The organism is Massilia sp. HP4, assembly GCF_005222695.1.
In the GTDB taxonomy this organism is placed as follows: Bacteria; Pseudomonadota; Gammaproteobacteria; order Burkholderiales; family Burkholderiaceae_D; genus Telluria.
Genome location: NZ_STGG01000048.1, coordinates 117,923 through 138,825, shown reverse-complemented (window position 1 = coordinate 138,825; position 20,903 = coordinate 117,923). Strand labels below are relative to the sequence as shown.

The 20,903-nt window shown below is 62.7% G+C and carries 17 protein-coding genes; 5 read left to right on the top strand and 12 right to left on the bottom strand.

Annotated elements, in window-relative coordinates; translation table 11 throughout:
- Positions 1-101: 101 nt before the first annotated feature.
- Together E8M83_RS18370 and parC are read left to right on the top strand one after the other, a co-directional pair.
- Positions 102-2,099 carry a DNA topoisomerase IV subunit B gene (locus tag E8M83_RS18370; RefSeq protein WP_137174799.1) on the top strand — a complete coding sequence of 666 codons (1,998 nt, stop codon included), beginning with the start codon at positions 102-104 and terminating at the stop codon, positions 2,097-2,099.
- A gap of 33 nt (positions 2,100-2,132) precedes the next feature.
- On the top strand, positions 2,133-4,472 hold the full coding sequence (gene parC / locus E8M83_RS18365; protein WP_137174798.1) for a DNA topoisomerase IV subunit A: 2,340 nt from the start codon (positions 2,133-2,135) through the stop codon (positions 4,470-4,472).
- A gap of 89 nt (positions 4,473-4,561) precedes the next feature.
- Here the strand turns inward: parC and E8M83_RS18360 are convergent, their stop codons facing one another.
- From E8M83_RS18360 to E8M83_RS18330, 7 genes are all read right to left on the bottom strand, one after another.
- A complete protein-coding gene (locus E8M83_RS18360; RefSeq protein ID WP_170976853.1) occupies positions 4,562-5,329 on the bottom strand; it encodes a hypothetical protein in 768 nt (255 codons plus the stop codon).
- Complete coding sequence (locus E8M83_RS18355) at positions 5,326-6,720, bottom strand: hypothetical protein (protein ID WP_137174796.1); 1,395 nt, start codon at positions 6,718-6,720, stop codon at positions 5,326-5,328. The genes E8M83_RS18360 and E8M83_RS18355 overlap by 4 nt, the downstream gene beginning before the upstream one ends.
- Entirely contained in the window at positions 6,717-9,662 is a 2,946-nt protein-coding gene (locus tag E8M83_RS18350; protein ID WP_137174795.1) for a type VI secretion system Vgr family protein, read from the bottom strand. Before E8M83_RS18350 ends, E8M83_RS18355 begins: the two co-directional genes overlap by 4 nt.
- A 166-nt stretch (positions 9,663-9,828) precedes the next feature.
- Entirely contained in the window at positions 9,829-10,323 is a 495-nt protein-coding gene (locus tag E8M83_RS18345) for a hypothetical protein (protein ID WP_137174794.1), read from the bottom strand.
- 143 nt (positions 10,324-10,466) lie between these two features.
- Positions 10,467-11,888: an IgA Peptidase M64 gene (locus E8M83_RS18340; RefSeq protein WP_137174793.1), complete on the bottom strand. Its 1,422-nt coding sequence runs from the start codon at positions 11,886-11,888 to the stop codon at positions 10,467-10,469.
- 67 nt (positions 11,889-11,955) lie between these two features.
- Positions 11,956-13,176 carry a cyanophycinase gene (locus tag E8M83_RS18335; protein WP_137174792.1) on the bottom strand — a complete coding sequence of 407 codons (1,221 nt, stop codon included), beginning with the start codon at positions 13,174-13,176 and terminating at the stop codon, positions 11,956-11,958.
- A gap of 67 nt (positions 13,177-13,243) precedes the next feature.
- Entirely contained in the window at positions 13,244-13,681 is a 438-nt protein-coding gene (locus E8M83_RS18330; protein ID WP_137174791.1) for a GNAT family N-acetyltransferase, read from the bottom strand.
- 171 nt (positions 13,682-13,852) lie between these two features.
- Here E8M83_RS18330 and argH point away from each other — a divergent pair, with 171 nt between their 5' ends.
- The 3 genes from argH (at position 13,853) to E8M83_RS18315 (ending at position 16,245) form a co-directional block, all read left to right on the top strand.
- Positions 13,853-15,250, top strand: a complete 1,398-nt coding sequence (gene argH, locus E8M83_RS18325) for an argininosuccinate lyase (protein ID WP_137174790.1) — start codon at positions 13,853-13,855, stop codon at positions 15,248-15,250.
- Between the two features lie 76 nt (positions 15,251-15,326).
- On the top strand, positions 15,327-15,992 hold the full coding sequence (locus E8M83_RS18320; RefSeq protein WP_137174789.1) for an HAD-IA family hydrolase: 666 nt from the start codon (positions 15,327-15,329) through the stop codon (positions 15,990-15,992).
- 25 nt (positions 15,993-16,017) lie between these two features.
- Positions 16,018-16,245 (top strand): hypothetical protein, encoded by a 228-nt coding sequence (locus tag E8M83_RS18315; RefSeq protein WP_137174788.1) that lies wholly within the window; start codon positions 16,018-16,020, stop codon positions 16,243-16,245.
- A gap of 8 nt (positions 16,246-16,253) precedes the next feature.
- On the opposite strand, the gene E8M83_RS18310 is transcribed toward E8M83_RS18315, so the two are convergent.
- The 5 genes from E8M83_RS18310 to pcaF all read right to left on the bottom strand — a co-directional run bounded on the left by E8M83_RS18310 (position 16,254) and on the right by pcaF (position 20,892).
- Complete coding sequence (locus tag E8M83_RS18310; RefSeq protein WP_137174787.1) at positions 16,254-16,565, bottom strand: XRE family transcriptional regulator; 312 nt, start codon at positions 16,563-16,565, stop codon at positions 16,254-16,256.
- Positions 16,558-16,929, bottom strand: coding sequence for a type II toxin-antitoxin system RelE/ParE family toxin (locus tag E8M83_RS18305; RefSeq protein ID WP_137174786.1), 372 nt, complete (start codon positions 16,927-16,929; stop codon positions 16,558-16,560). Before E8M83_RS18305 ends, E8M83_RS18310 begins: the two co-directional genes overlap by 8 nt.
- 78 nt (positions 16,930-17,007) lie before the next feature.
- The gene (gene paaZ, locus E8M83_RS18300) at positions 17,008-19,059 is read right to left on the bottom strand and encodes a phenylacetic acid degradation bifunctional protein PaaZ (protein ID WP_137174785.1); all 2,052 of its coding nucleotides are present in this window, start codon (positions 19,057-19,059) and stop codon (positions 17,008-17,010) included.
- Between the two features lie 22 nt (positions 19,060-19,081).
- On the bottom strand, positions 19,082-19,681 hold the full coding sequence (gene paaY / locus E8M83_RS18295) for a phenylacetic acid degradation protein PaaY (protein WP_137174784.1): 600 nt from the start codon (positions 19,679-19,681) through the stop codon (positions 19,082-19,084).
- 5 nt (positions 19,682-19,686) lie between these two features.
- Entirely contained in the window at positions 19,687-20,892 is a 1,206-nt protein-coding gene (pcaF, locus tag E8M83_RS18290) for a 3-oxoadipyl-CoA thiolase (protein WP_137174783.1), read from the bottom strand.
- Between the last annotated feature and the right edge of the window lie 11 nt (positions 20,893-20,903).

Genomic DNA, 20,903 nt, shown 5'->3' with positions numbered 1-20,903 from the left:
ACGTCACAGCGCGAACTACTGTATATTTGCACAGTAAAAAAGCCTAACCTTTTCCTCCCGACAAGTTAGAATGCCGGAGCATTCGACAAACAATCTTCAAGATGGCCTCCAAGAAACCCGCTCCAGACTACAGCGAATCATCCATCCGCGTCCTTAAAGGACTCGAACCTGTGAAACAGCGTCCGGGCATGTATACCCGGACGGAGAATCCGCTCCACATCATCCAGGAAGTGATCGACAACGCCTCCGACGAAGCGCTGGGCGGTCACTGCAAGAACATCGGCGTGACCCTGAACCCCGACGGTTCGATCACGGTCGAGGATGACGGCCGCGGCATCCCGGTCGGCATCCACCCGGAAGAAGGCGTGTCCACGGTCGAGATCGTGTTCACCCGCCTGCACGCCGGCGGCAAGTTCGACAAGGGCTCGGGCGGCGCCTATGCCTTCTCGGGCGGCCTGCACGGCGTCGGCGTCTCGGTCACCAATGCGCTGTCGAAGCGCCTCGAAATCGAGGTGTGGCGCAAGGACGACCAGGGCAACGGCCAGCACAAGCTGGTATTCGCCAATGGCGACGTGATCGAGCCGCTGACCTCTTCACCGGCCGAACGAGGCGGCAAGAAGAACGGCACCCGCGTCACCGCCTGGCCGGACGGTAAGTATTTCGATTCCCCGAATATCCCGCTGGGCGACCTGCAGCGCCTGCTGCGCTCGAAGGCGGTGCTGCTGCCGGGCGTGACCGTCACGCTCACCAACGGCAAGACCGGCGACGTCCAGACCTGGCGCTACGACGAGGGCCTGCGCGGCTACCTGAACGAAGCGCTGGCGCAAAGCTCCAACGGCGAGACCCTGATCCCGCTGTTCGAAGGCGCGCAGTTCGCCGCCGCCGGCGACGACAGCTTTGCCGAAGGCGAAGGCGCGGACTGGGTCGTGGCCTGGACCGAAGAAGGCGGCGTGGTGCGCGAGTCCTACGTCAACCTGATCCCGACCGTGAGCGGCGGCACCCACGAAGCGGGCCTGCGCGACGGCCTGTTCGGCGCCGTCAAGAACTTCGTCGAGCTGCATGGCCTGCTGCCGAAAGGCGTCAAGCTGCTGCCCGAGGACGTGTTCGCGCGCGTCTCGTTCGTGTTGTCGGCCAAGGTGCTGGATCCGCAATTCCAGGGCCAGACCAAGGAACGCCTGAACTCGCGCGATGCGCTCAAGCTGGTCTCGACCTTCACCAAGCCGCCGCTCGAATTGTGGCTGAACCAGCACGTCGAATACGGCAAGAAGCTCGCGGAACTCGTCATCAAGCAGGCCCAGTCGCGCCTGCGTTCGCTGCAAAAAGTCGAGAAGAAAAAATCGTCTGGCGTGGCTGTGTTGCCGGGCAAGCTGACCGATTGCGAGTCGAGCGACATCACCCGCAATGAGCTGTTCCTGGTCGAGGGCGACTCGGCCGGCGGCTCGGCCAAGATGGGCCGCGACAAGGAATTCCAGGCCATCCTGCCGCTGCGCGGCAAAGTGCTCAATTCGTGGGAAACCGACCGCGACCGCCTGTTCGCCAACAACGAGATCCACGATATCTCGGTGGCGATCGGCGTCGATCCGCACGGACCGAACGATTCGCCCGACCTGGCCAGCCTGCGCTACGGGAAAATCTGCATCCTGTCGGATGCGGACGTCGACGGCTCGCACATCCAGGTGCTGCTGCTGACGCTGTTCTTCAAGCACTTCCCTGCCCTGTTCCGCAACGGGAATATCTGCATCGCGCGTCCGCCGTTGTACCGCGTCGATGTGCCCGCGCGCGCCAAGAAGCCGATCCAGAAGCTGTATGCGCTGGACGACGGCGAGCTGCTGGCGATCGAGGACAAGCTGAAAAAAGAAGGCCTGAAGGAAGGCGTGTGGAGCATCTCGCGCTTCAAGGGCCTGGGCGAGATGAACGCCGAGCAGCTGTGGGAAACGACGATGAACCCGGACACCCGCCGCCTGCTGCCGGTATCGTTCGGCCAGTACGACCTGGCCGAGTCGGCATCGCGCTTCAATATGCTGATGGGCAAAGGCGAAGCCGCGGCGCGCCGCGCCTGGATCGAGGAACACGGTAACGAGACCGAGGCGGATATCTGATCGTCCGCCCACGCGAGCAACCGAACACACATCATGACGAATCAACCAAGTCTCTTTGAACAGCAACACGAGCCCTCGGACGTCGAGACGCTCACCCTGTCCACCTTCGCCGAGCGCGCCTACCTCGACTACGCCGTCTCGGTGGTCAAGGGCCGCGCGCTGCCGGACGTGTCGGACGGCCAGAAGCCGGTCCAGCGCCGCATCCTGTATGCGATGAACGAACTGGGCCTGGGCCCGACCGCCAAGCCGCGCAAGTCGGCCGCCGTGGTCGGCGACGTGCTCGGCAAACTGCACCCGCATGGCGACCAGTCGGTGTACGACGCGCTGGTGCGCATGGCGCAGGACTTCTCGCTGCGCTACCCGCTGATCGACGGCCAGGGCAACTTCGGCTCGCGCGACGGCGACGGCGCCGCGGCAATGCGGTATACCGAAGCCCGCCTGACCCCGATCTCGCGCCTGCTGATGGACGAGATCGACATGGGCACGGTCGACTCGCAACCGAACTACGACGGCTCGACCACCGAGCCGCGCACCCTGCCGGCACGCCTGCCGATGGTGCTGCTCAACGGCGCCTCGGGCATCGCGGTCGGCCTGGCCACCGAGATCCCGTCGCACAATCTGCGCGAAGTCGCGGCAGCAGCGGTGGCGCTGATCCGCAACCCCAAGATGACCCACGCCGAGCTGATGACCCTGATCCCCGGTCCGGACTTCCCGGGCGGCGGCCAGATCATCACTCCGGCCTCGCAAATCGCCGACATGTACGCGGTCGGCCGCGGCTCGATGAAGGTGCGCGCGCGCTGGAAGATCGAAGAGCTGGCGCGCGGCCAGTGGCAGGCGGTGGTCCATGAACTGCCGCCGGGCTGCTCGTCGCAGCGCGTGCTGGAAGAAATCGAGGAACTGACCAATCCGAAGGTCAAGACCGGCAAGAAAGCGCTGCTGCCGGAACAGCTGGCGCTGAAGAACACGATCCTGGGCGCGCTCGATGCGGTGCGCGACGAATCGGGCCGCGAAGCCGCGGTGCGCCTGGTGTTCGAGCCCAAGTCGAAGAACGTCGACCAGAACGAATTCATGCTGATGCTGCTCGCGCATACCTCGCTCGAGAGCTCGGCCCCGATCAATATGGTGATGATCGGCGGCGATGGACGTCCGCGCCAGAAGGGCCTGGGCACGATCATCCAGGAGTGGATCGATTATCGCTTCGTGACCGTGCGCCGCCGCACCGAGTTCAAGCTGGGCAAGGTCAACGACCGCATCCACATCCTGGAAGGCCGCGAGACGGTCTTGCTGAACATCGACAAGGTGATCGCCATCATCCGCAATTCGGATGAACCGAAGGCGGCGCTGATCGAGGAATTCCGCCTGAGCGAACGCCAGGCCGAGGACATCCTCGAGATCCGCCTGCGCCAGCTGGCGCGCCTGGAAGCGATCAAGATCCAGCAAGAGCTGGCCGAGCTGCGCAGCGACAAGGAAAAGCTGGAAGACATTCTCGAGAACCCGTCGTCGATGAAGCGCCTGATCATTCGCGAAATCGAAGCCGACGCCAAGCAGTTCGGCGACGACCGCCGCACCATCATCGAGGAAGCCCAGCGCGCGGTGGCCGAGCAGAAGGTCATCGACGAGCCGGTGACCGTGATCGTGTCGGAAAAAGGCTGGGTGCGCGCGCGTACCGGCATCGGGCACGATACGGCGCAGTTCACTTTCAAGGCCGGCGATTCGCTGTACAAGGCGTTTGAATGCCGCACGGTCGATCATTTGCTGGGCATCGGCGACAACGGCAAGGTGTATTCGGTGCCGGTGAATGCGCTGCCTGGATCGCGTGGGGATGGTGTGCCGATTACCACCCTGGTCGATTTGTCGGGCGGTGTGCAAGGTAAGCCTGTACGTCTGCTGCATTACTTTGCAGGTAATCCGGACACGCGCCTGTTGATTTCGACGTCGGATGCGTTTGGCTTCATTACCAAGGCTGGGGATATGGTCAGCCGCCTCAAGGGTGGCAAGTCGTTCATCACCTTGAACGAAGGCGCCGCGCCGCTGCCGCCGCGGGTCGTTACCGATACTGCCGGCGCGATTGCCTGCCTGTCGGAGAAGGGTCGCGTGCTGGTGTTTGGCATCGACGAGATGAAAGTGCTGACCAATGGCGGCCGGGGTGTGATCCTGATGGAGCTGGAGCCGAAAGAGACGATGCTGGCGGCGCAGCCGATTACGCAGAAGGGTGTGAATGTGGTTGGCACCTGGGCTGGGGACAAGGCACGTACGGTGGAGTTGTTTGCATCGGGGCTGGAGCCGCACTTTGGCAAGCGTGCGCGCAAGGGCAAGGCGTTGTCGGCGAGGTTGAAGGCGGCGGATTTGGCGATGCGGGCGGCTGAAGGTTAAGTCAGAGAACCATGATTTTGTTGTTGTTTTAATTAAGACGCCGGCTGATGCCGGCGTTTTCATTTCCTCTCATCGTTCCAGCATAGTCATCAGCCCCCTCTACTTATTCGACGTCGACGACTTGGCTCTATATTGCTCCGAAATTTCATATTGAATTTTCGCTCAAGAGATTTCACTTTCATCGCCTGGGCGGCATTGTAACCAACAACCTGAAAGAAATATGCGACGATCGAGGCAGACGGGATTCCCCAAGCGAAAGCACTAAACATCGGGAATATGCTCTTCAGAAAAAAACCAAGGAGCATGAATATCACCATGGCGACAGAAATCGCTGCTGCAATATTCGATGGCACTCCAGGGATATAAATTTCGATCGATAGATCCATGGATTTAATCAACCGATCCCAATCAATAAACCCCTTTCCCACATCGTCTTCGCGTTTTATATATCGATCCAGTTTTTCCAGATTTTTCCATTTCTGGCTAAATTTTCTATGAGCCTCAAGTACATTCGACGCCGACAGGTATAGCAGCGCGACCACCATCACCACTCTGATCTCGATCCTTATATAATCAGTCAATAACAATGGAACGAAAAAACAGAACATAAACCAAGTAATGGAAAAGACTCCCGCGGTCAAAAATATCAACTGTCGATAGAGGCGGCTTCCCGCCCAAAAAAACAGCGCTGATTGAATAGAGAAAATCAACAATGCAATGCTTAAACCAGATCCCAGGAAGATCTTGCCAACCTTTTCACCAGCAAAATCTTCAACCATCAGCCAACCAAAGACCGTTCCGGCCATCAAAACAAGAAAGAATATGCCCAACAATCGAATAGATATGTTGCGGATCATCGTGCCCACTCCGCAACTGCGTTTTTCGCTCCAAGTTTTTCGTCGATTTTATCGATAACATATGCCGCAGCAAGTAGTCCGACGACGGCAATCACCACGCCCACAACCACGAATAACCCCCCGGGTATCACAGCGGCTACGCTAGCGAAAGCCACTGTAGACAGTACGCTTGCCAACGCAGCAGTGGCCCCGGCTTTTACAAGTGACACGCCTGCTCTTCCAAGAAACTCTGAAAGATCACGGCTTCCCTCCTCTTTCAGGTAAACGTCATGCACGTCGACAATGATGTCGATCACCGTTCCTATTGCTTGAACCTTGACGCCGCCTCGATAATCTTCCGCCACTGTCATAATCACTCTTCTAAATCCGCCGTACCCGGATTTTCCGTCCTTGGCAAAGCTTGCTCCGATGAAAGCGCTGCCACTACTTCCCAGCGCCGCGGATCTATGCGCCGTGCTCGCCAATGCGCCGCTTGTGCCATGCTTGACAAGATCGCTCAACAGGCGCCCCTTGAAAACGACTTTGTACTTCCCCTTCTTCCTCGCCTCTATCCTTACCTTCATCAATATCTTATCAAGCATCCTCCAATCTTCCTGAAGATAGCCAGCGCCTTCCTTAAACCAGATCGATGTGAGTACATCATTTCTCGAAATGTTAGCAACTGTAGTAGCAAGTGCAGAATACAGGCCTGATGGCTCGTTTCCTTTTTCCGGCACCTTGAAAATTTGACTAACCGGTGCCTCGACCGCAATACCTGCATCTAGTTTCTTGAGTACATCCGGCTGTAAGTCGCTGACAACTGCCTCGGTAACGCAAACATATTCCTGAATATCGGCACTACCCCGGCTACAGCTATATTCCTGCTTTGCCCCATGCGCACTCAGAAGCGCAACCTTCGGGTCATAATATGGATTGAACACATCCTGAAATTTCCGCACATCGTAGGGATCATTCTTGTTCGGGATAATGGAAAGCGACATTTCACGCTTACCCAAAATCACCATCAAAGGCTCAGGCTTTATCTTGGGATCAGGGCTGTATCTTTCAGCATCGAGTGTGGAAACAGTGAAATTTCCGATGACAGACGACCCGCGCGTCAAGACCAGGTCCCCGACGAACTCCCGACCAACCCACAGGTGCAGGCGCTCACCATCCTTGAAATTGACGGTCCGCACCAGCTTTTTACTTAGAGGACAATAGAAGTCAGACATGGCCCTGACTGTGTAGATCGCTCCAGGCTTGAGATTGATGTCGAAAAAGACATCCCGATGTTTCCTGAGAATCACCTTGAGGTTGTCACTAGAGCGCCAGCATCTGACAGCCTGGCCAGGCAGGTCGATACACTGCTCCTGTGGCTGGATAGCCCTTGTTCGATCGTTCGTGGTAGTCATCGGGTGTCCCCTTTGCGCCGTGGTTGGTCAGCACGGAAGGGGCCCAGCGGCGCATTGTTGATGACTGCTCTGCCACTACCATCCAGACTGACAGCCTTGACCGGTTGATCATTAAAGTGAAGGGTGATTGGTTCATCTGTAAGCGCATTGCCATCGGCATCCACATACTCGATGGCGAGATCGCGCTTGATATTCAACTCGCTAATCTTGTTAGCAATCTCCTTGCTTGGAACGCTGACCGGGCCGCCCAGCTCTTTCTTGCCAGCCTTGAACTCCACCTTGCCAGGCGCATGCAGCATGATGTCACCCCCTTCCAGCTTGACCATTGCCCCCTGCGCCGTCATCAACAAGTGCGCCTTCGCCGACGCCGACACCGTTTTCGTAACGCTAGCAACGGTAATCGCCTTGTCAGCCGTAATCCGCGTCACATCCGACAGACTCCGGCTACTCACCTTGCCGCTCGCAGCATGCAGCTTGATCCCGGTCTCCTGATTGGGCTTGCTGCCATTGCTCGCCTTCCCGTACGTGAACAGGCTGATGCCGCTGGCCGTGATGTGATGCCACGCGCCCTGCGCAGCAAAATTGATGTCCTGCCCGGCACTGACGTTCGACGTAAGCCCTGCACAAAACACCGCATTCGCGGGTGTCGCAGCGACGATTCCTTTTGGACTCGATAGCTGCAGATGCGGCTCCTGATAAGCCGTGGCCTGTCCACGCCCCGACTCATCACCGGCCAAGCCGCTGAGAACTTCAACCGTATGCGCAAGCTGCGCGATCGCCGGCAAGTCCCCCTCCCCAGCCTGGGCTTCCGCACCTGCCCCTTTGAGCACCGCGAGATGCTGCTGAGCAGTCGACGCCAACGCCCGCTGCAGGCTCTCGCTTTCTCTCACCTGCGCCAACGCCGCAGCGGAATCCATCTGTGCCGTTCGCGCGCCCTCCGTCGACAACAACATCCCGGCTCCGGCACGCAATGCCGCCGCATGCCCGGTCTTCAGTTCGCACCCTAGCCCCACAGCCTGCAATCGCTGGTTATCGGTCTGGTGCCGCAGATGCCCCAGGCTGAGTTCATCGCTGTCGCGATGGCCCGCCGCATGCCGCTGCAAGCTCAGTCTCGCTTGCGCGGCACTGTCGTCGAACACCAGTTGGCTGTAGGCTGCCTGTCCTTCCTGGCTCGCCCCCATCGCCTGGCCTTTAAAACCGGACAACACGGCAGGATGAGCATGCGTGCCCTCCTCGCCAGCGAACCAGGCCGGCGCATTCCCCGTCGAGGCGCCCGGCCCGACCATGGCCTGGTTATGCTGGGCGTCCACGGTCCCGCGCCCGTTGTACAGCGCGCCCACGATGACCGGCCGGTCGATATCGCCATCCAGGAAATCGACCAGCACCTCCTGCCCCACGCGTGGCACGGCATGACCGCCCCAATTGGGCCCAGCCACCGTCGCCAGCCCGGCAAGGACGCGGACCCAGGTGCCAGCCGTATCGTCTCCCGGCGCGCCGACGTGGCCATCGACAACTGGATGCGCGAGCCGGCTGTGGCTCGGCTGACCGGCCTTGCCGCGCTGCCAATGAAACTGGATCCTGACCCGATGATCCCGATCCGTATGAACGACGCTGCCGCGTGGCCCGACCACGATGGCGGTCTGCTGCCCCTGGATCGTGGGACGGGGATGCAGCAACAGCCCCTGCCCGTCGCTGCGGCTGGTCCGATAGGCCACCTGCACCCGGATCGCATCGATGCGATTCCGGTAGACCGGGCGCTCGCCGATATGCTGTCCGACCGCGTGCAGGCTGTCTTTCTGCTCGGCGGCGATGGTGTCGGCCAGCCGGGAATTGCCGACCGCCTGATTGACCCCGGCCTGCATCTGCGCCGTCAGGTTGTTATGCATCAGATGACGCACCCGCGTCACGATGAAGCGGCACGCGTTGCGCCCCGTTTCGTTGTCGTGGCCGGCGTGACCGTTCAAGGTAAACACCATTCCCGGCGCCATCGTGCGCACGGTCCCGGCGCCGATGAAGCATTCGCTGCGGGTTTCCAGCGCCTCCATCTGGTTATCGGCGATGCGCTGTCCGCGGTCGCGGCCCGGATAGGCATACTGCCCGGGTGCATCGCTGCTGACCATGCTGACCGGGCCTGCTTGCGTCCCTTCCGACGAGACCAGACGCTTGCCGCCGGAACGATAATCCCAGCTCTGCATGGCGACGCCGGTGGCGAGCAGGCGCGCCTCATGGCGCCAGCGATCCATGCTGTCCTCGCGCATGGCAGCGCCCGGCCGGGTGAACCGGATTTCGGCCTGGGAATTCGTCTTGAACGCGCCGTTATGGTCCGCGATCACCAGTTGATGGCTGCCCAGGCCGCGGCTGGCCGCGTCGCCCTGGTGCTCGAAATAATAGAACAGCCCTTCCTCGCTCATCAGGCGCTGCGCAAACGCCCAGTCGCTCTCCTGGTATTGCGTGCTCAGGCTGCGAACGGGATAGATGCTCCTGTCCGCGATATCGAAGCGCCACGCGGGCGCGAGCGTTCCGCGGCCTAGCCAGGCACGAAACACGGCATCGAGGATGTCGAACACGTTCTTGTCCTGGAATATCCGGCTGTCCCGCCCGAGCTCCAGGAAAGCGCACCATGGCTGCAGCACCAGGGTATAGCGCGCCATGCCGCCATTCGCGCCATTGATGTCGACCGACGTCAGATGACCATGAAAATGCCTCGGCCCGCTGCTCGTTGTCTCCAGCTCGAGCAGTGCCGGCTGGCCAAGCAATCGCCGCAGAGAAACGTTGGAGTCCTCGGACAAGGCGCTGATGGTGAATGCATAGTTTTCGCCGAGTGCCTCGTCGCCACGCACGCATTCGGCCAGCAACACGTCTGGCCCCAGGGGCGTGTGCAACCGCAGCAGCCGGCGCGATTGCGTAAAGTGCTGGAATAACGATGTGGCCTTTGCAAGCATGGCAGTTCCCCCGAGGCATCGGACACCCGATTGGATACCCACTCCGGCACCGATGATTTGCGCTGCCGCATGCCTTCCAACAAAACACTGCCCCATTAAAAAAGCCCCAAAACCGTCATCCGGCTTTGGGGCTTGATGCGCCCGAAGGCGCGTGTCAGGGTACCGCTTAGTTACGGGCAGCAGCCTTGTGCACGTCAGCTTGCGCTTCAGCACGCACCTGCTCGGTCTTGGCCGCAGCGGTCGCCTTGTCGGCTGCCGCATCAACTTGTGCCTTCAGCACTTTCTCGTCGGCCTTGATCATTTTCTTCTCGGCTTTCAGATTGGCGTCAGCCACTTTCCCTTCGGCCTTGGCCATTTCCTTGGCGCGGTCTTCCGGATCGGCCTTGGCCACTTTCGCCGCCGCGTCGGTGTGCGACTCGACCAGGTTGGCGTGGGCCTTCGACTTGGTCTCGGCGGCCTTGGCCATGGTCTTGTTCACTTTTTCGTCGGCCTTGACGGCGGTCTTGATTTCTTTCCGCTCTGCGTTGATCACGTCTGTCTCGGCATTGGCTTCTGCCTTGACCAGGCGATTATCGGCGGCGGTGGTTGCCGGTGCGGTGGTCTGTGCGTGGGCAGCGGTAGCCATCAGGCCGGCGATGAGGGTAGCGATCAGTTTGTTCATGATGTGTTCCTTTCTGGTGGTCTGCACAGCGCGGGGTTGCCTGTGCAGTCGTTGTTGTTCTTCAGTGATTCCAGAATAAGCCCATCGCATCGCCGGGTCTGTTAGGCAGCCCACAGTCAAATTGTCAGAGTTGTAAGCAAAGATTACTGATGAGCAGTCCCCGCATACAGGTCGATGATGTCGCCGATGCCGTCCTGGCACACCGGGCAGAACGCCTCGCTGCGGTCGAACATCAGGCATTGCATTGCCGGCCGGTAGTAGCCGCTGGCCTCGTAGTTTGCGCCTTCGAAGGCGCCGATCGTGTGCCGGTGCGGCTGCCCCGCAAACAGTGCGTTGGTGCGCTTCAGGTCTTCATGGAACAGGGCGCTCATTTCGGATTCAGGACGGTTTTCGGCGCGCAGCGCGGCGCGTTTCTTCTGGTAGGCGCGCGACTCGTCTTCGTACTCGGTCTTGGGCCATGGCGTCGGCAACGGCGTGCCGTCCTTCACATGACGCTTCCATTTGAGCTTGGCGGGGTCGCGTAGCGCGGTGACGTTCGGCTCCCACGGCTCCATGCGGCCGCTGGCCGGCTGGTAAGCCACCGGCGAGGTGTAGTACTCGTCGGCCAGGCCCGCGAAGTGGTGGCCGAATTCGTGCACGAACAGGTAGTCGGCCCAGTCGTTGCTGGCTGCCGCGGTGCTGAACTGGCCGAAGATGCCGCCCCCGCCATAGGTCTCGTTGTTCACCAGGATCTCGATGAATTCATACGGCGCATGCTGGGCGATGTCGCGCAGCGCGCGGTTGTCGAGCGTGAGCACATAGCGTTCGCTGCCGAAGATGTCGTAGCGCGTGCCCAGCGCCGATGGGTTGTGCACGCCGGTCGACGGACGGCTGATGCCGGATTTCTCGGTCGGCACCGCCATCGCCCACACATTGAAATCCTTGGCACGTTCGCGAAATGGCGACACCGAGAACAGGTGCTTGGTCAGGCGGCGTGCGTCCTGCTCGAACTTCTTGATGTCCATCTGCGTATAGCCGTCACCAAGGATCAGCAGGTCGACCTTGTCGGGCGACGGCCCGCTCGTGTGGATCGCGATCGGTTTCGCCAATGCCGGCGGCTGGCGCCTGACGACGTCTTGCGCATTCGGATCGACCTCGATGCTCCAGGCCACCGAGAACTGGTTGCGCTCGTCGCGCTTGAGGATGCGCACCCGCACCGGCTGCCCGAACTGCGGAAAGCGCACCGATTCCTGGAACGAGCGGCTGATCCGGTTCGCTTCCTCGGTGGTGCGCCATTCGCCGAACACGGTCGAGAAGCCGCGCGAGTACAGCAGGTCGCCAGTTTTGGCGTCGACCACCTCGACCCGGTTCTGGCCGCGATTGGTCTCGTCGAGGTTGCGCGCCATGCTGCCCGGCCAGGGCAGCGGCTCGATCACCACGCGCTCGATCGCATACGCATCCTGCAGCGCGTTGCCGCTATGGGTGTAGTCGAGACGGACCGTGGCCGGTTGGGCGGCCTGTACCGCAGGCATGAACGTCATGGCCAGCAGCAGCGCGGTAAGAGACTGGATCAGGAGACGGCGCATCGCGATTCCTCGGCAATAAGAGATCGCGCTATTCTAAGCTCATCGGTACTGACTCATCGGTACTGACTCATCGATACTGATACAGCGGTCTTTGCACCACGATCGGCCGGATGTCGAGCCGCACGTTATACACCGAATACGCTTCGCTGAACGCCGACTGGTAGCCCACGCTCTCGCCGACCCGACTGAGCTTGAACTCGAAGCCCAGGTCGGGCCGCTCGGCATTGGGACTGTCCAGCGACAGCCCGATCGCATCGGCCTGGTCGCTGTCGATCAGCTTGGCCATCAGGTCGACCACCGTACCGTTGCCAAGGATGTCGGCCGAGAACAGCGGTCCGCGCCAGTACGGCTTCTTGGCGTCGACCTTGCCGTGCGCCTTCTCGGGCGCCGGGGTGAAGGCCTTGGTGACCAGGTTGAAGCGGTCGCCGTTGTCGAGGTAACTCAGGCGTCCGTTGGCCAGGTTGAAGCTGCCGTCGCGGGTGGCGGCTTCGCTCAGGTCGACCAGCAGCGCGCCGCGGTAGCCGATCACCTCGACGTCGCGCTTCGGCCCCACCACCATCGCCGTGTTCTCGTCGATCCCCAGGCCGATCTTGTAGCCCTTGGCCAGCATGGCCGGCAGCATGCGCGCGAAGCGCCCGCGCACCAGCAGGTGCTGGTCGATGAAGACGTCGTCGCCGATGAAACCCAGGCCGCGCGTGATCTGGCGGCCGTCGTCGACGCCATGCTGCAGGGTCGACAGGATCGAACGCGGATGGCCGAACATGGTGCTGCTCATGATGGCGGCGCCGGCGCTCGAGCCGGCGATCACGCCGCCGCGCCGGTACATGTCCCACAGGGCGTCGAGCACTTGCGTATTGCTGCCGTCGGGCCGGCGCAGGACGCCGGTGATGCGGCCCTGGTCGCCGCCCGAGAAATAGGCGCCGCCGGCGGTGCGCACCGCTTCGGCCAGCTTGGGATCGTCGGCCGCGGCGCGCACGTCGGCGCCCTGCAGGTGCTGGGCAACCGGGACGAAGAAGGCATCGGCGCCATGGCGGTTCAGGCGTTCTACGAGATAGCTGCCGGCACGCTCGGGGCTGGCCGAAGCAGAGGCGAACACGGCGATGCGTGCGCCTTTTCCGCCTGCGAGCTGGACGATGCGCTCCCACACGGCATCGTTGTCGGCGCGCAGGGCGCCACCGATGATGACGAGCGAGCCTTTCGGTGGTACGGCTTCCTTGTCGGCGGCATGGCTGGCACTACTGGCCAGCAACGCCAACGCGACCAGGGCATGGACGACGAATCGGAACATAGGACTTCCCCTGATGAGTCATCAGCGTAAGCCTGATTCCAGATTCACGTCGCCATGTTGAGTGCGCTCAGGATAAATAGATGTTGGGAAAGTAACGCTCCATCAATGTCTCTGGATACAACGGGGCGGTAAAACCGAAGCGTTCGTACAAGCCGTGCGAGTCCTTGGTGGCCAGCGTGAAGCGGCGCAGTTTTTGCAGGCTGGGGTGGCGCAGCACCGCGCCGACCAATTGCTTGCCATAGCCATTTCCCCGGTATTCGGGCAGGACGAAGACATCCACCAGGTTGGCGAAGGTGGCGTAATCGGTGATCACGCGCGCGAACGCGATCTGGCGGCCGTCGAGGTAGCCGCCGAAGCACAGCGAATTCTCGATGGCGCGCTCGACGATCGGACGGGAAATGCCCACCGCCCACGTCGATTGCTCGCTGAGGAAGCGGTAGATCATCGGGATGTCGAGCCCGGACTGGTCGGTACTGACCTGGAAGCTGGAATCGTTCGTAATCATGGGCTTGCAATGCTGGCAAAAAAACCATTCTAGCGCCGTTTGACCGTCATATGGCTTCGATTGGGCCTTTACGCAGCTTTTTTTCGCTTGGTTTCCCTGAGTAATCTGCCCGCGAGATGGCATAGCGGCGACGCAGTTTATAATCGTCGGATCCCCAACCGGAATTCCACCATGACCGAACAATTCTCCAAAAAAGCCGAAGCCTGGTCGGCCCGCTTCTCCGAACCCGTGTCCGATCTCGTCAAGCGCTACACCGCTTCCGTGTTCTTCGACAAGCGCCTGGCCCAATATGACATCCAGGGCTCGCTGGCGCACGCCGAGATGCTGGCGGCCCAGGGCATCATCAGCGAGCACGATCGTGCCGAGATCGAGCGCGGCATGACGCAAATCCGGTCCGAGATCGAGGCCGGCAGCTTCGAATGGCTGCTCGACCTGGAAGACGTGCACCTGAACATCGAAAAGCGCCTGACCGAGCTGGTCGGCGACGCCGGCAAGCGCCTGCACACCGGCCGCTCGCGCAACGACCAGGTCGCCACCGACATCCGCCTGTACGTGCGGGCCGCGATCGACGACATCCTGGCCCTGCTGGCCGGCCTGCGCGGCGCCCTGACCGACCTGGCCGAGCGCCATGCCGACACCATCATGCCGGGCTTTACCCACCTGCAGGTGGCGCAGCCGATCACCTTCGGCCACCATATGCTGGCGTATGTCGAAATGTTCGGCCGCGACGCCGAGCGCATGCAGGATGCGCGCCGCCGCGTCAACCGCCTGCCGCTGGGCGCGGCCGCCCTGGCCGGCACCACCTTCCCCGTAGACCGCCTGCGCGTGGCCAGGACCCTGGGCTTCGACGACGTTTGCCACAACTCGCTGGACGCCGTGTCCGACCGCGACTTCGCCATTGAATTCACCGCGGCGGCGTCGATCCTGATGATGCACGTCTCGCGCTTCTCGGAAGAGCTGGTGATGTGGATCAGCCCACGCATCGGCTTCATCGACATCGCCGACCGCTTCTGCACCGGCTCGTCGATCATGCCGCAAAAGAAGAACCCGGACGTGCCGGAACTGGCGCGCGGCAAGACCGGCCGTGTGTATGGCCACCTGACGGGCCTCTTGACCCTGATGAAGGGCCAGCCGCTGGCCTACAACAAGGACAATCAGGAAGACAAGGAACCGCTGTTCGATACCATCGACACCGTCACCGACACCCTGCGCATTTTCACCGACATGGCCTCGGGCATCACGGTCAAGGCCGAGAACATGCGCGCCGCGGCGTTGCAGGGCTATGCCACCGCGACCGACCTGGCCGACTACCTGGTCAAGAAGGGCCTGCCGTTCCGCGACGCCCACGAAGCCGTGGCGCATGCCGTGCGCGCCTGCGACCAGGCGGGTTGCGACCTGTCCGAGATGTCGCTCGAGACGCTGCAGGGCTTCTCGCCGCTGGTCGGGCAGGACGTGTTCGAGGTGCTGACCCTCGAGGGTTCGGTGGCGGCGCGCGACCACGTGGGCGGCACCGCGCCGAACCAGGTGCGCGCGGCAATCGTGCGCGTGCGCCAGCAGCTGGCCGGGTAAGCTAGTCCTATTGCAGCGGGCCGGCGCTTCTCGCGTCCCGGCCCGCTTTTCATTTCCACTATCGACTGACGAATCAATGACCGCCCTGCCCGCACGCGACTACGCCGCCTTCCTGTTCGACATGGATGGCACCATCCTCACTTCGATCATCGCCGCCGAGCGCGTGTGGGCCAACTGGGCGCGCAGCCATGGCCTGGACGTCGACGTCTTCCTGCCGACCATCCACGGCAAGCGCAGCATCGACACGGTGCGCGGTGTCGGCCTGCCCGATATCGACGCCGAAGCCGAAGCGCAGCGCATCACGCAGGCCGAGATCGAGGATGTCGAAGGCATCGAGGCGATCGCCGGCGTGGCGGCCTTCCTGGCGACCCTGCCGCTTGACCGCTGGGCCATCGTGACCTCGGCCCCGCGCGCGCTGGCCGAGGCACGCATCGCCGCGGCCGGGCTGCCAACGCCGCCGGTGATGGTGGCGGCCGAAGACGTCCAGCGCGGCAAGCCGGCGCCGGATCCATTCCTGCTGGGCGCCGAGAAGCTGGGCATGCGCCCGCAGGATTGCCTGGTGTTCGAGGATACGCTGGCCGGGCTGCAGTCGGCCGAGGCGGCGGGGATGGACAGCATCGTCGTCACCGCCACCCACCACCAGCCGCTCGACACCCGCGTGAGCGGCGTGCCGGACTACGACGACCTGCGCGCAATCCGCACGCCGGAAGGGCTGCTGCGGCTGCAGCGCACGCGGTCCTGAGATGCATTGATCAGGGGAAGGCTCCATGCAGCGTTACGCCAACCGAAGCGGCCATTCCGGCGTGCTTGCCTACGAACTTGGGGCCGACTCAATCACCGTCAAGTTCACTGGCGGCGATCGCTACCTGTACACCCAAGACAGCGCGGGCGCGGTCCATATTGCACGGATGCGCGAGCTGGCGGAGAGCGGTCGCGGGCTGTCGACCTATATCAGCCAGCATGTGCGCGATCGCTATGCGCGCAAATTGAATTGATTAAGGCCTCAGCGAGCAGGCTCGAAAGAGTGAAGCTGAATCTCGGCATCAGGGAACGACGCGACCAGCTTTAATTCTCCGCCAAGCGCTTTGACGTAACCACGCAGCGTGCTGACGTACATGTCGTCCCGACGTTCCAACTTCGAGACCGCTGCCTGCTCAACACTCATTGCCCGGGCAACTTCAACTTGCGTCACATTCCTGGCTTTACGCAATTCCTGAAGCTGCATCTCGACCAGCATCGCTTCTGCGCGTGCAGCAGATCGCGCCTGCGCTTCAGGCGACATCCCGGCACGCAATTCATTGAATTTTTTAGCCATCGCCTTGCCCTTCCTTCTTAAGAAACGCGATATGCGTGTCGTACAGCCTGTCTGCCAACGGCACATGGACTTCATACCAACGGTTATCGCCCGTCTTGTCACCGCCAATTAAAAGAATGGCGTATCTGCGAGGATCAAACGCATACAAAATCCGGTATGGACGTCCTTCATGCTGCACTCGAAGCTCGCGCATATGCGAATGACGGGAACCCTGGATTCCGGAAGTATGAGGGAAGCCAAGGTTTGGTCCTCTCTCCTCGAGAAGCCGCACCGATACATCGACGGATTCCTGCTCGGACTCCGTCAGGCCTCCCCACCATACTCCTAGCTCATCGGTGTATTCTACTTCCCACCGTCCGGACATTATTCCCTCCAGAGACTATTCCGTCAAGAGCATATTTAGACTGGTCACATGAAGATAAGTTCCTGGCTTCGGGCAGAATCAGTTTCGCTTCAATACCAGCGTCAGGATGTCATAGCTCGCCACCAGCTCATCGCGCTGGTTGGTCACCTGCACATCCCACGCCACCACGCCCTGCCCCCGGCCCTGCTCGTCGGCCCGGTTGCGGTCGACCTTGCGCTTGCAGGTCAGGCGCGCGCGGATGGTGTCGCCGATCGCCACCGGCGCCACGAAGCGCAGGTTGTCCAGGCCATAGTTGGCCAGCACTGGCCCGGGCGCCGGCGACACGAACAGGCCGGCCGCCGCCGACAGCACGAAATAGCCGTGCGCGATACGCTGGCCGAATTGCGTGTCCCTGGCCGCGATCTCGTCGAAGTGCATGTAGAAGTAGTCGCCCGAGACACCACCAAAATTGACGATGTCGGCTTCGCTCACCGTGCGCCGGTGCGTCAGCAGGGAATGGCCCGTCTCCAGGTCTTCGAAGTAGCGGCGGAACGGGTGGATCTCGCTTTCCTTGACGGCGCCGCCGCGCACGTATTCGCCGGTGACGGCGCCCAGCATGGTCGGCGAACCCTGCACCGCGGCGCGCTGCAGGAAGTGCTTGACGGCGCGGATGCCGCCCAGCTCTTCGCCGCCGCCGGCGCGGCCCGGGCCGCCGTGCTTGAGTTGCGGCAGCGGCGAGCCATGGCCGGTGCTGTCGACCGCCGCTTCGGCGTCCAGGATCAGCACGCGGCCGTGCGAGGCCGCGGCCACCGGCACGGCGTAGGCGGCCAGCGCCGGATCCCTGGTGGCGAAGGTGGTCACCAGGCTGCCCTTGCCGCGCGCGGCCAGTTCCAAGGCCTCGTCGATGTCGCGGTACGTCATCAGGGTGCTGACCGGGCCGAAGGCTTCCACGTCGTGCACGGCCGCGTTGTCCATGGCGTTACGGCACAGCAGCAGGGTCGGCGCGAAGAAGGCGCCGCTGGCCACGTTGTCACCGACCGGATTGAAACCGTCGCGCGCGCTGAACAGCACTTCGTTGCCGCGCGCGAGCAGTTCCACGCGTTCGCTCACGTCGCGGTGCTGGTCCATCGAGGCCAGCGCGCCCATGCGCACCCCCTCGACTTTCGGATTGCCGACCGTGATCTTGGCCAGGCGTTCGCGCAGACGCTCGCCGACCGCGTCGACCAGCGTTTCCGGCACGATCACGCGGCGGATCGCGGTGCATTTCTGGCCGGCCTTGCCGGTCATCTCGCGCGCCACCTCCTTGACGAACAGGTCGAACTCGGGATCGTCGGGCGTGACATCGGGCGCCAGGATCGCGCAGTTGAGCGAGTCGGCTTCGGCCGTGAACGGCACCGATTCGCGGATCAGGTTGGGGTTGACGCGCAGCCTGGCGGCAGTATCGGCCGAGCCGGTGAAGGTGACGGCGTCGAAGCCACCCAGGCGGTCGAGCAGGTCGCCGGTGCTGCCGATCACGAGCTGCAGCGCGCCGGGTGGCAGCAGGTTCGACTCCATCATCATCTTGACGACGGCGTGGGTCAGGTAGCTGGTGGCGGTGGCCGGCTTGGCGATGCAGGGCATGGCGGCCAGGAAGCTCGGCGCGAATTTCTCGAGCAGGCCCCAGATCGGGAAGTTAAAGGCATTGATGTGCACCGCCACGCCGCCGCGCGGCACCAGGATATGGGTGCCGGCGAAGCCGCCGCGCTTGCCCAGCGCCATGGCCGGGCCTTCGTGCAGCACGTTCGACGACGGCAGCTCGCGCGAAGCCATGCTGGCGTAGGCGAACAGCGTGCCGATGCCGCCCTCGACGTCGACCCAGCTGTCCTGGCGCGTGGCGCCGGTCAGGTGCGAGATCTCGTACAGTTCTTCCTTGCGCTCCATGAGATACAGCGCCAGCGCCTTCAGGCATTGCGCGCGCTTCTGGAAGTCCTGGCGCATCAGGCTCTTGATGCCGGTCTTGCGGGCGTAGGTCAGGGCTTCGTCGAAATCGATCTTCTCGGCATGCGTGTGATAGATCAGCGCATTGTCCAGGGCGCCGTGCAGCGCGGTGTGCGATTCCTGGCCGTGCCAGCGGCCGGCGATCAGGCTTTGCAGTGTCGGGATGTTACCCATGTCTTGTCTCCTCAATGTCTCTTCAGGCTTTCGGCTTGTGCATGCCGTCGGCGTCGAATGCGATGCGTTGTCTGTCCGGCTCCACTTCGGTATCCGCCTCGACCTCGCGCATGGTTTGCAGCGAGCGCACGGCCAGCTCCTGGTACTGGCGGGTGCCAAAGCTTTTCCATTGCACGTCCTGGTCGGTCAGTTCGCGTATGACCCTGGCCGGCGTGCCCATCACCATCGAGCGCGGCGGGATCACCATCCCCGCCTTCACGAAACTCATCGCGGCCACGATCGATTCCTCGCCGACGACCGCCTTGTCCATGACGACCGCATTCATGCCGACCATGGCATTGCGCTTGACGCGGCAGCCGTGCAGCACGGCGCCGTGGCCGATATGGCCGTCGACTTCGACCACGGTATCCTCGCCGGGAAAGCCGTGCATCACGCAGGTGTCCTGCAGGTTGGCGCCTTCTTCAAGGATCAGGCGGCCGAAATCGCCGCGCAGGCTCGCGCACGGGCCGATATAGCAGCGCGGGCCGACGATCACGTCGCCGATCAGTACCGCCGACGGGTGCACGTAAGCGCTCGGATGCACCACCGGCCGCACGCCGTCGATCTCGTAGACCTTGACCATGGCTTTTACACGCGCTCCACGATCAGGGCGATGCCCTGGCCGACGCCGATGCACATCGTGCACAGGGCGTAGCGACCACCCGTGCGGTGCAGCTGGTTCACAGCCGTCGTCACCAGGCGCGCGCCGGAGGCGCCGAGCGGGTGGCCGATGGCGATCGCGCCGCCGTTCGGGTTGACGCGGGCGTCGTCGTCCGCCAGGCCGAGGTCGCGCGTGACGGCCAGGCCCTGGGCGGCGAAGGCTTCGTTCAGTTCGATCACGTCCATCTGGTCGAGCGTGAGGCCGGCCTGGGCCAGCAGTTTCTTCACGGCCGGCGCCGGGCCGAAGCCCATGATGCGCGGCGCCAGGCCGGCGGTGGCCATGCCGACCACGCGGGCGCGCGGCGCCAGGCCGTAGCGGGCGACGGCTTCGCCGGAGGCCAGCAGCAGCGCACAGGCGCCGTCGTTCAGGCTCGAGGCGTTTCCGGCGCTGACCGAGCCATCCGGCGTGACCACGCCCTTCAGCCTGGCCAATGCTTCGATGCTGGTGTCGGGGCGCGGCTGCTCGTCGGTGTCCACGACACGCGACTCACCCTTCTTGAGATGCACCGTCACCGGCACGATCTCGTCCTTGAAAAAACCTTCCTCGTGGGCGCGCGCCCAGCGCTGCTGGCTGCGCAGCGCGAATGCATCCTGGTCGGCGCGGGCGATGCCGAACTCGCGCGCCACATTCTCGGCGGTCTCGGGCATCGAGTCGATGCCATACTTCGCCTTCATCGCGGGATTCACGAAACGCCAGCCGAGGGTCGTGTCCTCGACCTTGGCGGCGCGAGAAAACGCGCTGTCGGCCTTGCCCATCACGAACGGCGCGCGGGTCATGCTTTCGACGCCGCCCGCGATCACGAGTTGCGCTTCGCCGGCCTTGATGGCGCGCGCGGCGGTGCCCACGGCGTCCATGCCCGAGCCGCACAGGCGGTTGATCGTATTGCCCGGCACGTCTTGCGGAAGGCCGGCCAGCAGCGCGGCCATGCGGCCGACGTTGCGGTTGTCTTCGCCGGCCTGGTTGGCGCAGCCGTAGAACAGGTCGTCGACCGCAGTCCAGTCGACATCCTTGTTGCGGGCCATCAGCGCCGCGATCGGCAGCGCGGCCAGGTCGTCGGCGCGGATGCTGGACAAGGCGCCGCCGTAGCGGCCGAAGGGGGTGCGAACGGCATCGACGATGAAGGCGTCGGTCATGAATCTCTCCG

Coding starts and splice junctions, on each gene's coding strand:
- E8M83_RS18370 (WP_137174799.1), top strand. CDS start 102: ATGGCCTCCAAGAAACCCGCTCCAGACTACAGCGAATCATCCATCCGC.
- parC (WP_137174798.1), top strand. CDS start 2,133: ATGACGAATCAACCAAGTCTCTTTGAACAGCAACACGAGCCCTCGGAC.
- E8M83_RS18360 (WP_170976853.1), bottom strand. CDS start 5,329: ATGATCCGCAACATATCTATTCGATTGTTGGGCATATTCTTTCTTGTT.
- E8M83_RS18355 (WP_137174796.1), bottom strand. CDS start 6,720: ATGACTACCACGAACGATCGAACAAGGGCTATCCAGCCACAGGAGCAG.
- E8M83_RS18350 (WP_137174795.1), bottom strand. CDS start 9,662: ATGCTTGCAAAGGCCACATCGTTATTCCAGCACTTTACGCAATCGCGC.
- E8M83_RS18345 (WP_137174794.1), bottom strand. CDS start 10,323: ATGAACAAACTGATCGCTACCCTCATCGCCGGCCTGATGGCTACCGCT.
- E8M83_RS18340 (WP_137174793.1), bottom strand. CDS start 11,888: ATGCGCCGTCTCCTGATCCAGTCTCTTACCGCGCTGCTGCTGGCCATG.
- E8M83_RS18335 (WP_137174792.1), bottom strand. CDS start 13,176: ATGTTCCGATTCGTCGTCCATGCCCTGGTCGCGTTGGCGTTGCTGGCC.
- E8M83_RS18330 (WP_137174791.1), bottom strand. CDS start 13,681: ATGATTACGAACGATTCCAGCTTCCAGGTCAGTACCGACCAGTCCGGG.
- argH (WP_137174790.1), top strand. CDS start 13,853: ATGACCGAACAATTCTCCAAAAAAGCCGAAGCCTGGTCGGCCCGCTTC.
- E8M83_RS18320 (WP_137174789.1), top strand. CDS start 15,327: ATGACCGCCCTGCCCGCACGCGACTACGCCGCCTTCCTGTTCGACATG.
- E8M83_RS18315 (WP_137174788.1), top strand. CDS start 16,018: ATGCAGCGTTACGCCAACCGAAGCGGCCATTCCGGCGTGCTTGCCTAC.
- E8M83_RS18310 (WP_137174787.1), bottom strand. CDS start 16,565: ATGGCTAAAAAATTCAATGAATTGCGTGCCGGGATGTCGCCTGAAGCG.
- E8M83_RS18305 (WP_137174786.1), bottom strand. CDS start 16,929: ATGTCCGGACGGTGGGAAGTAGAATACACCGATGAGCTAGGAGTATGG.
- paaZ (WP_137174785.1), bottom strand. CDS start 19,059: ATGGGTAACATCCCGACACTGCAAAGCCTGATCGCCGGCCGCTGGCAC.
- paaY (WP_137174784.1), bottom strand. CDS start 19,681: ATGGTCAAGGTCTACGAGATCGACGGCGTGCGGCCGGTGGTGCATCCG.
- pcaF (WP_137174783.1), bottom strand. CDS start 20,892: ATGACCGACGCCTTCATCGTCGATGCCGTTCGCACCCCCTTCGGCCGC.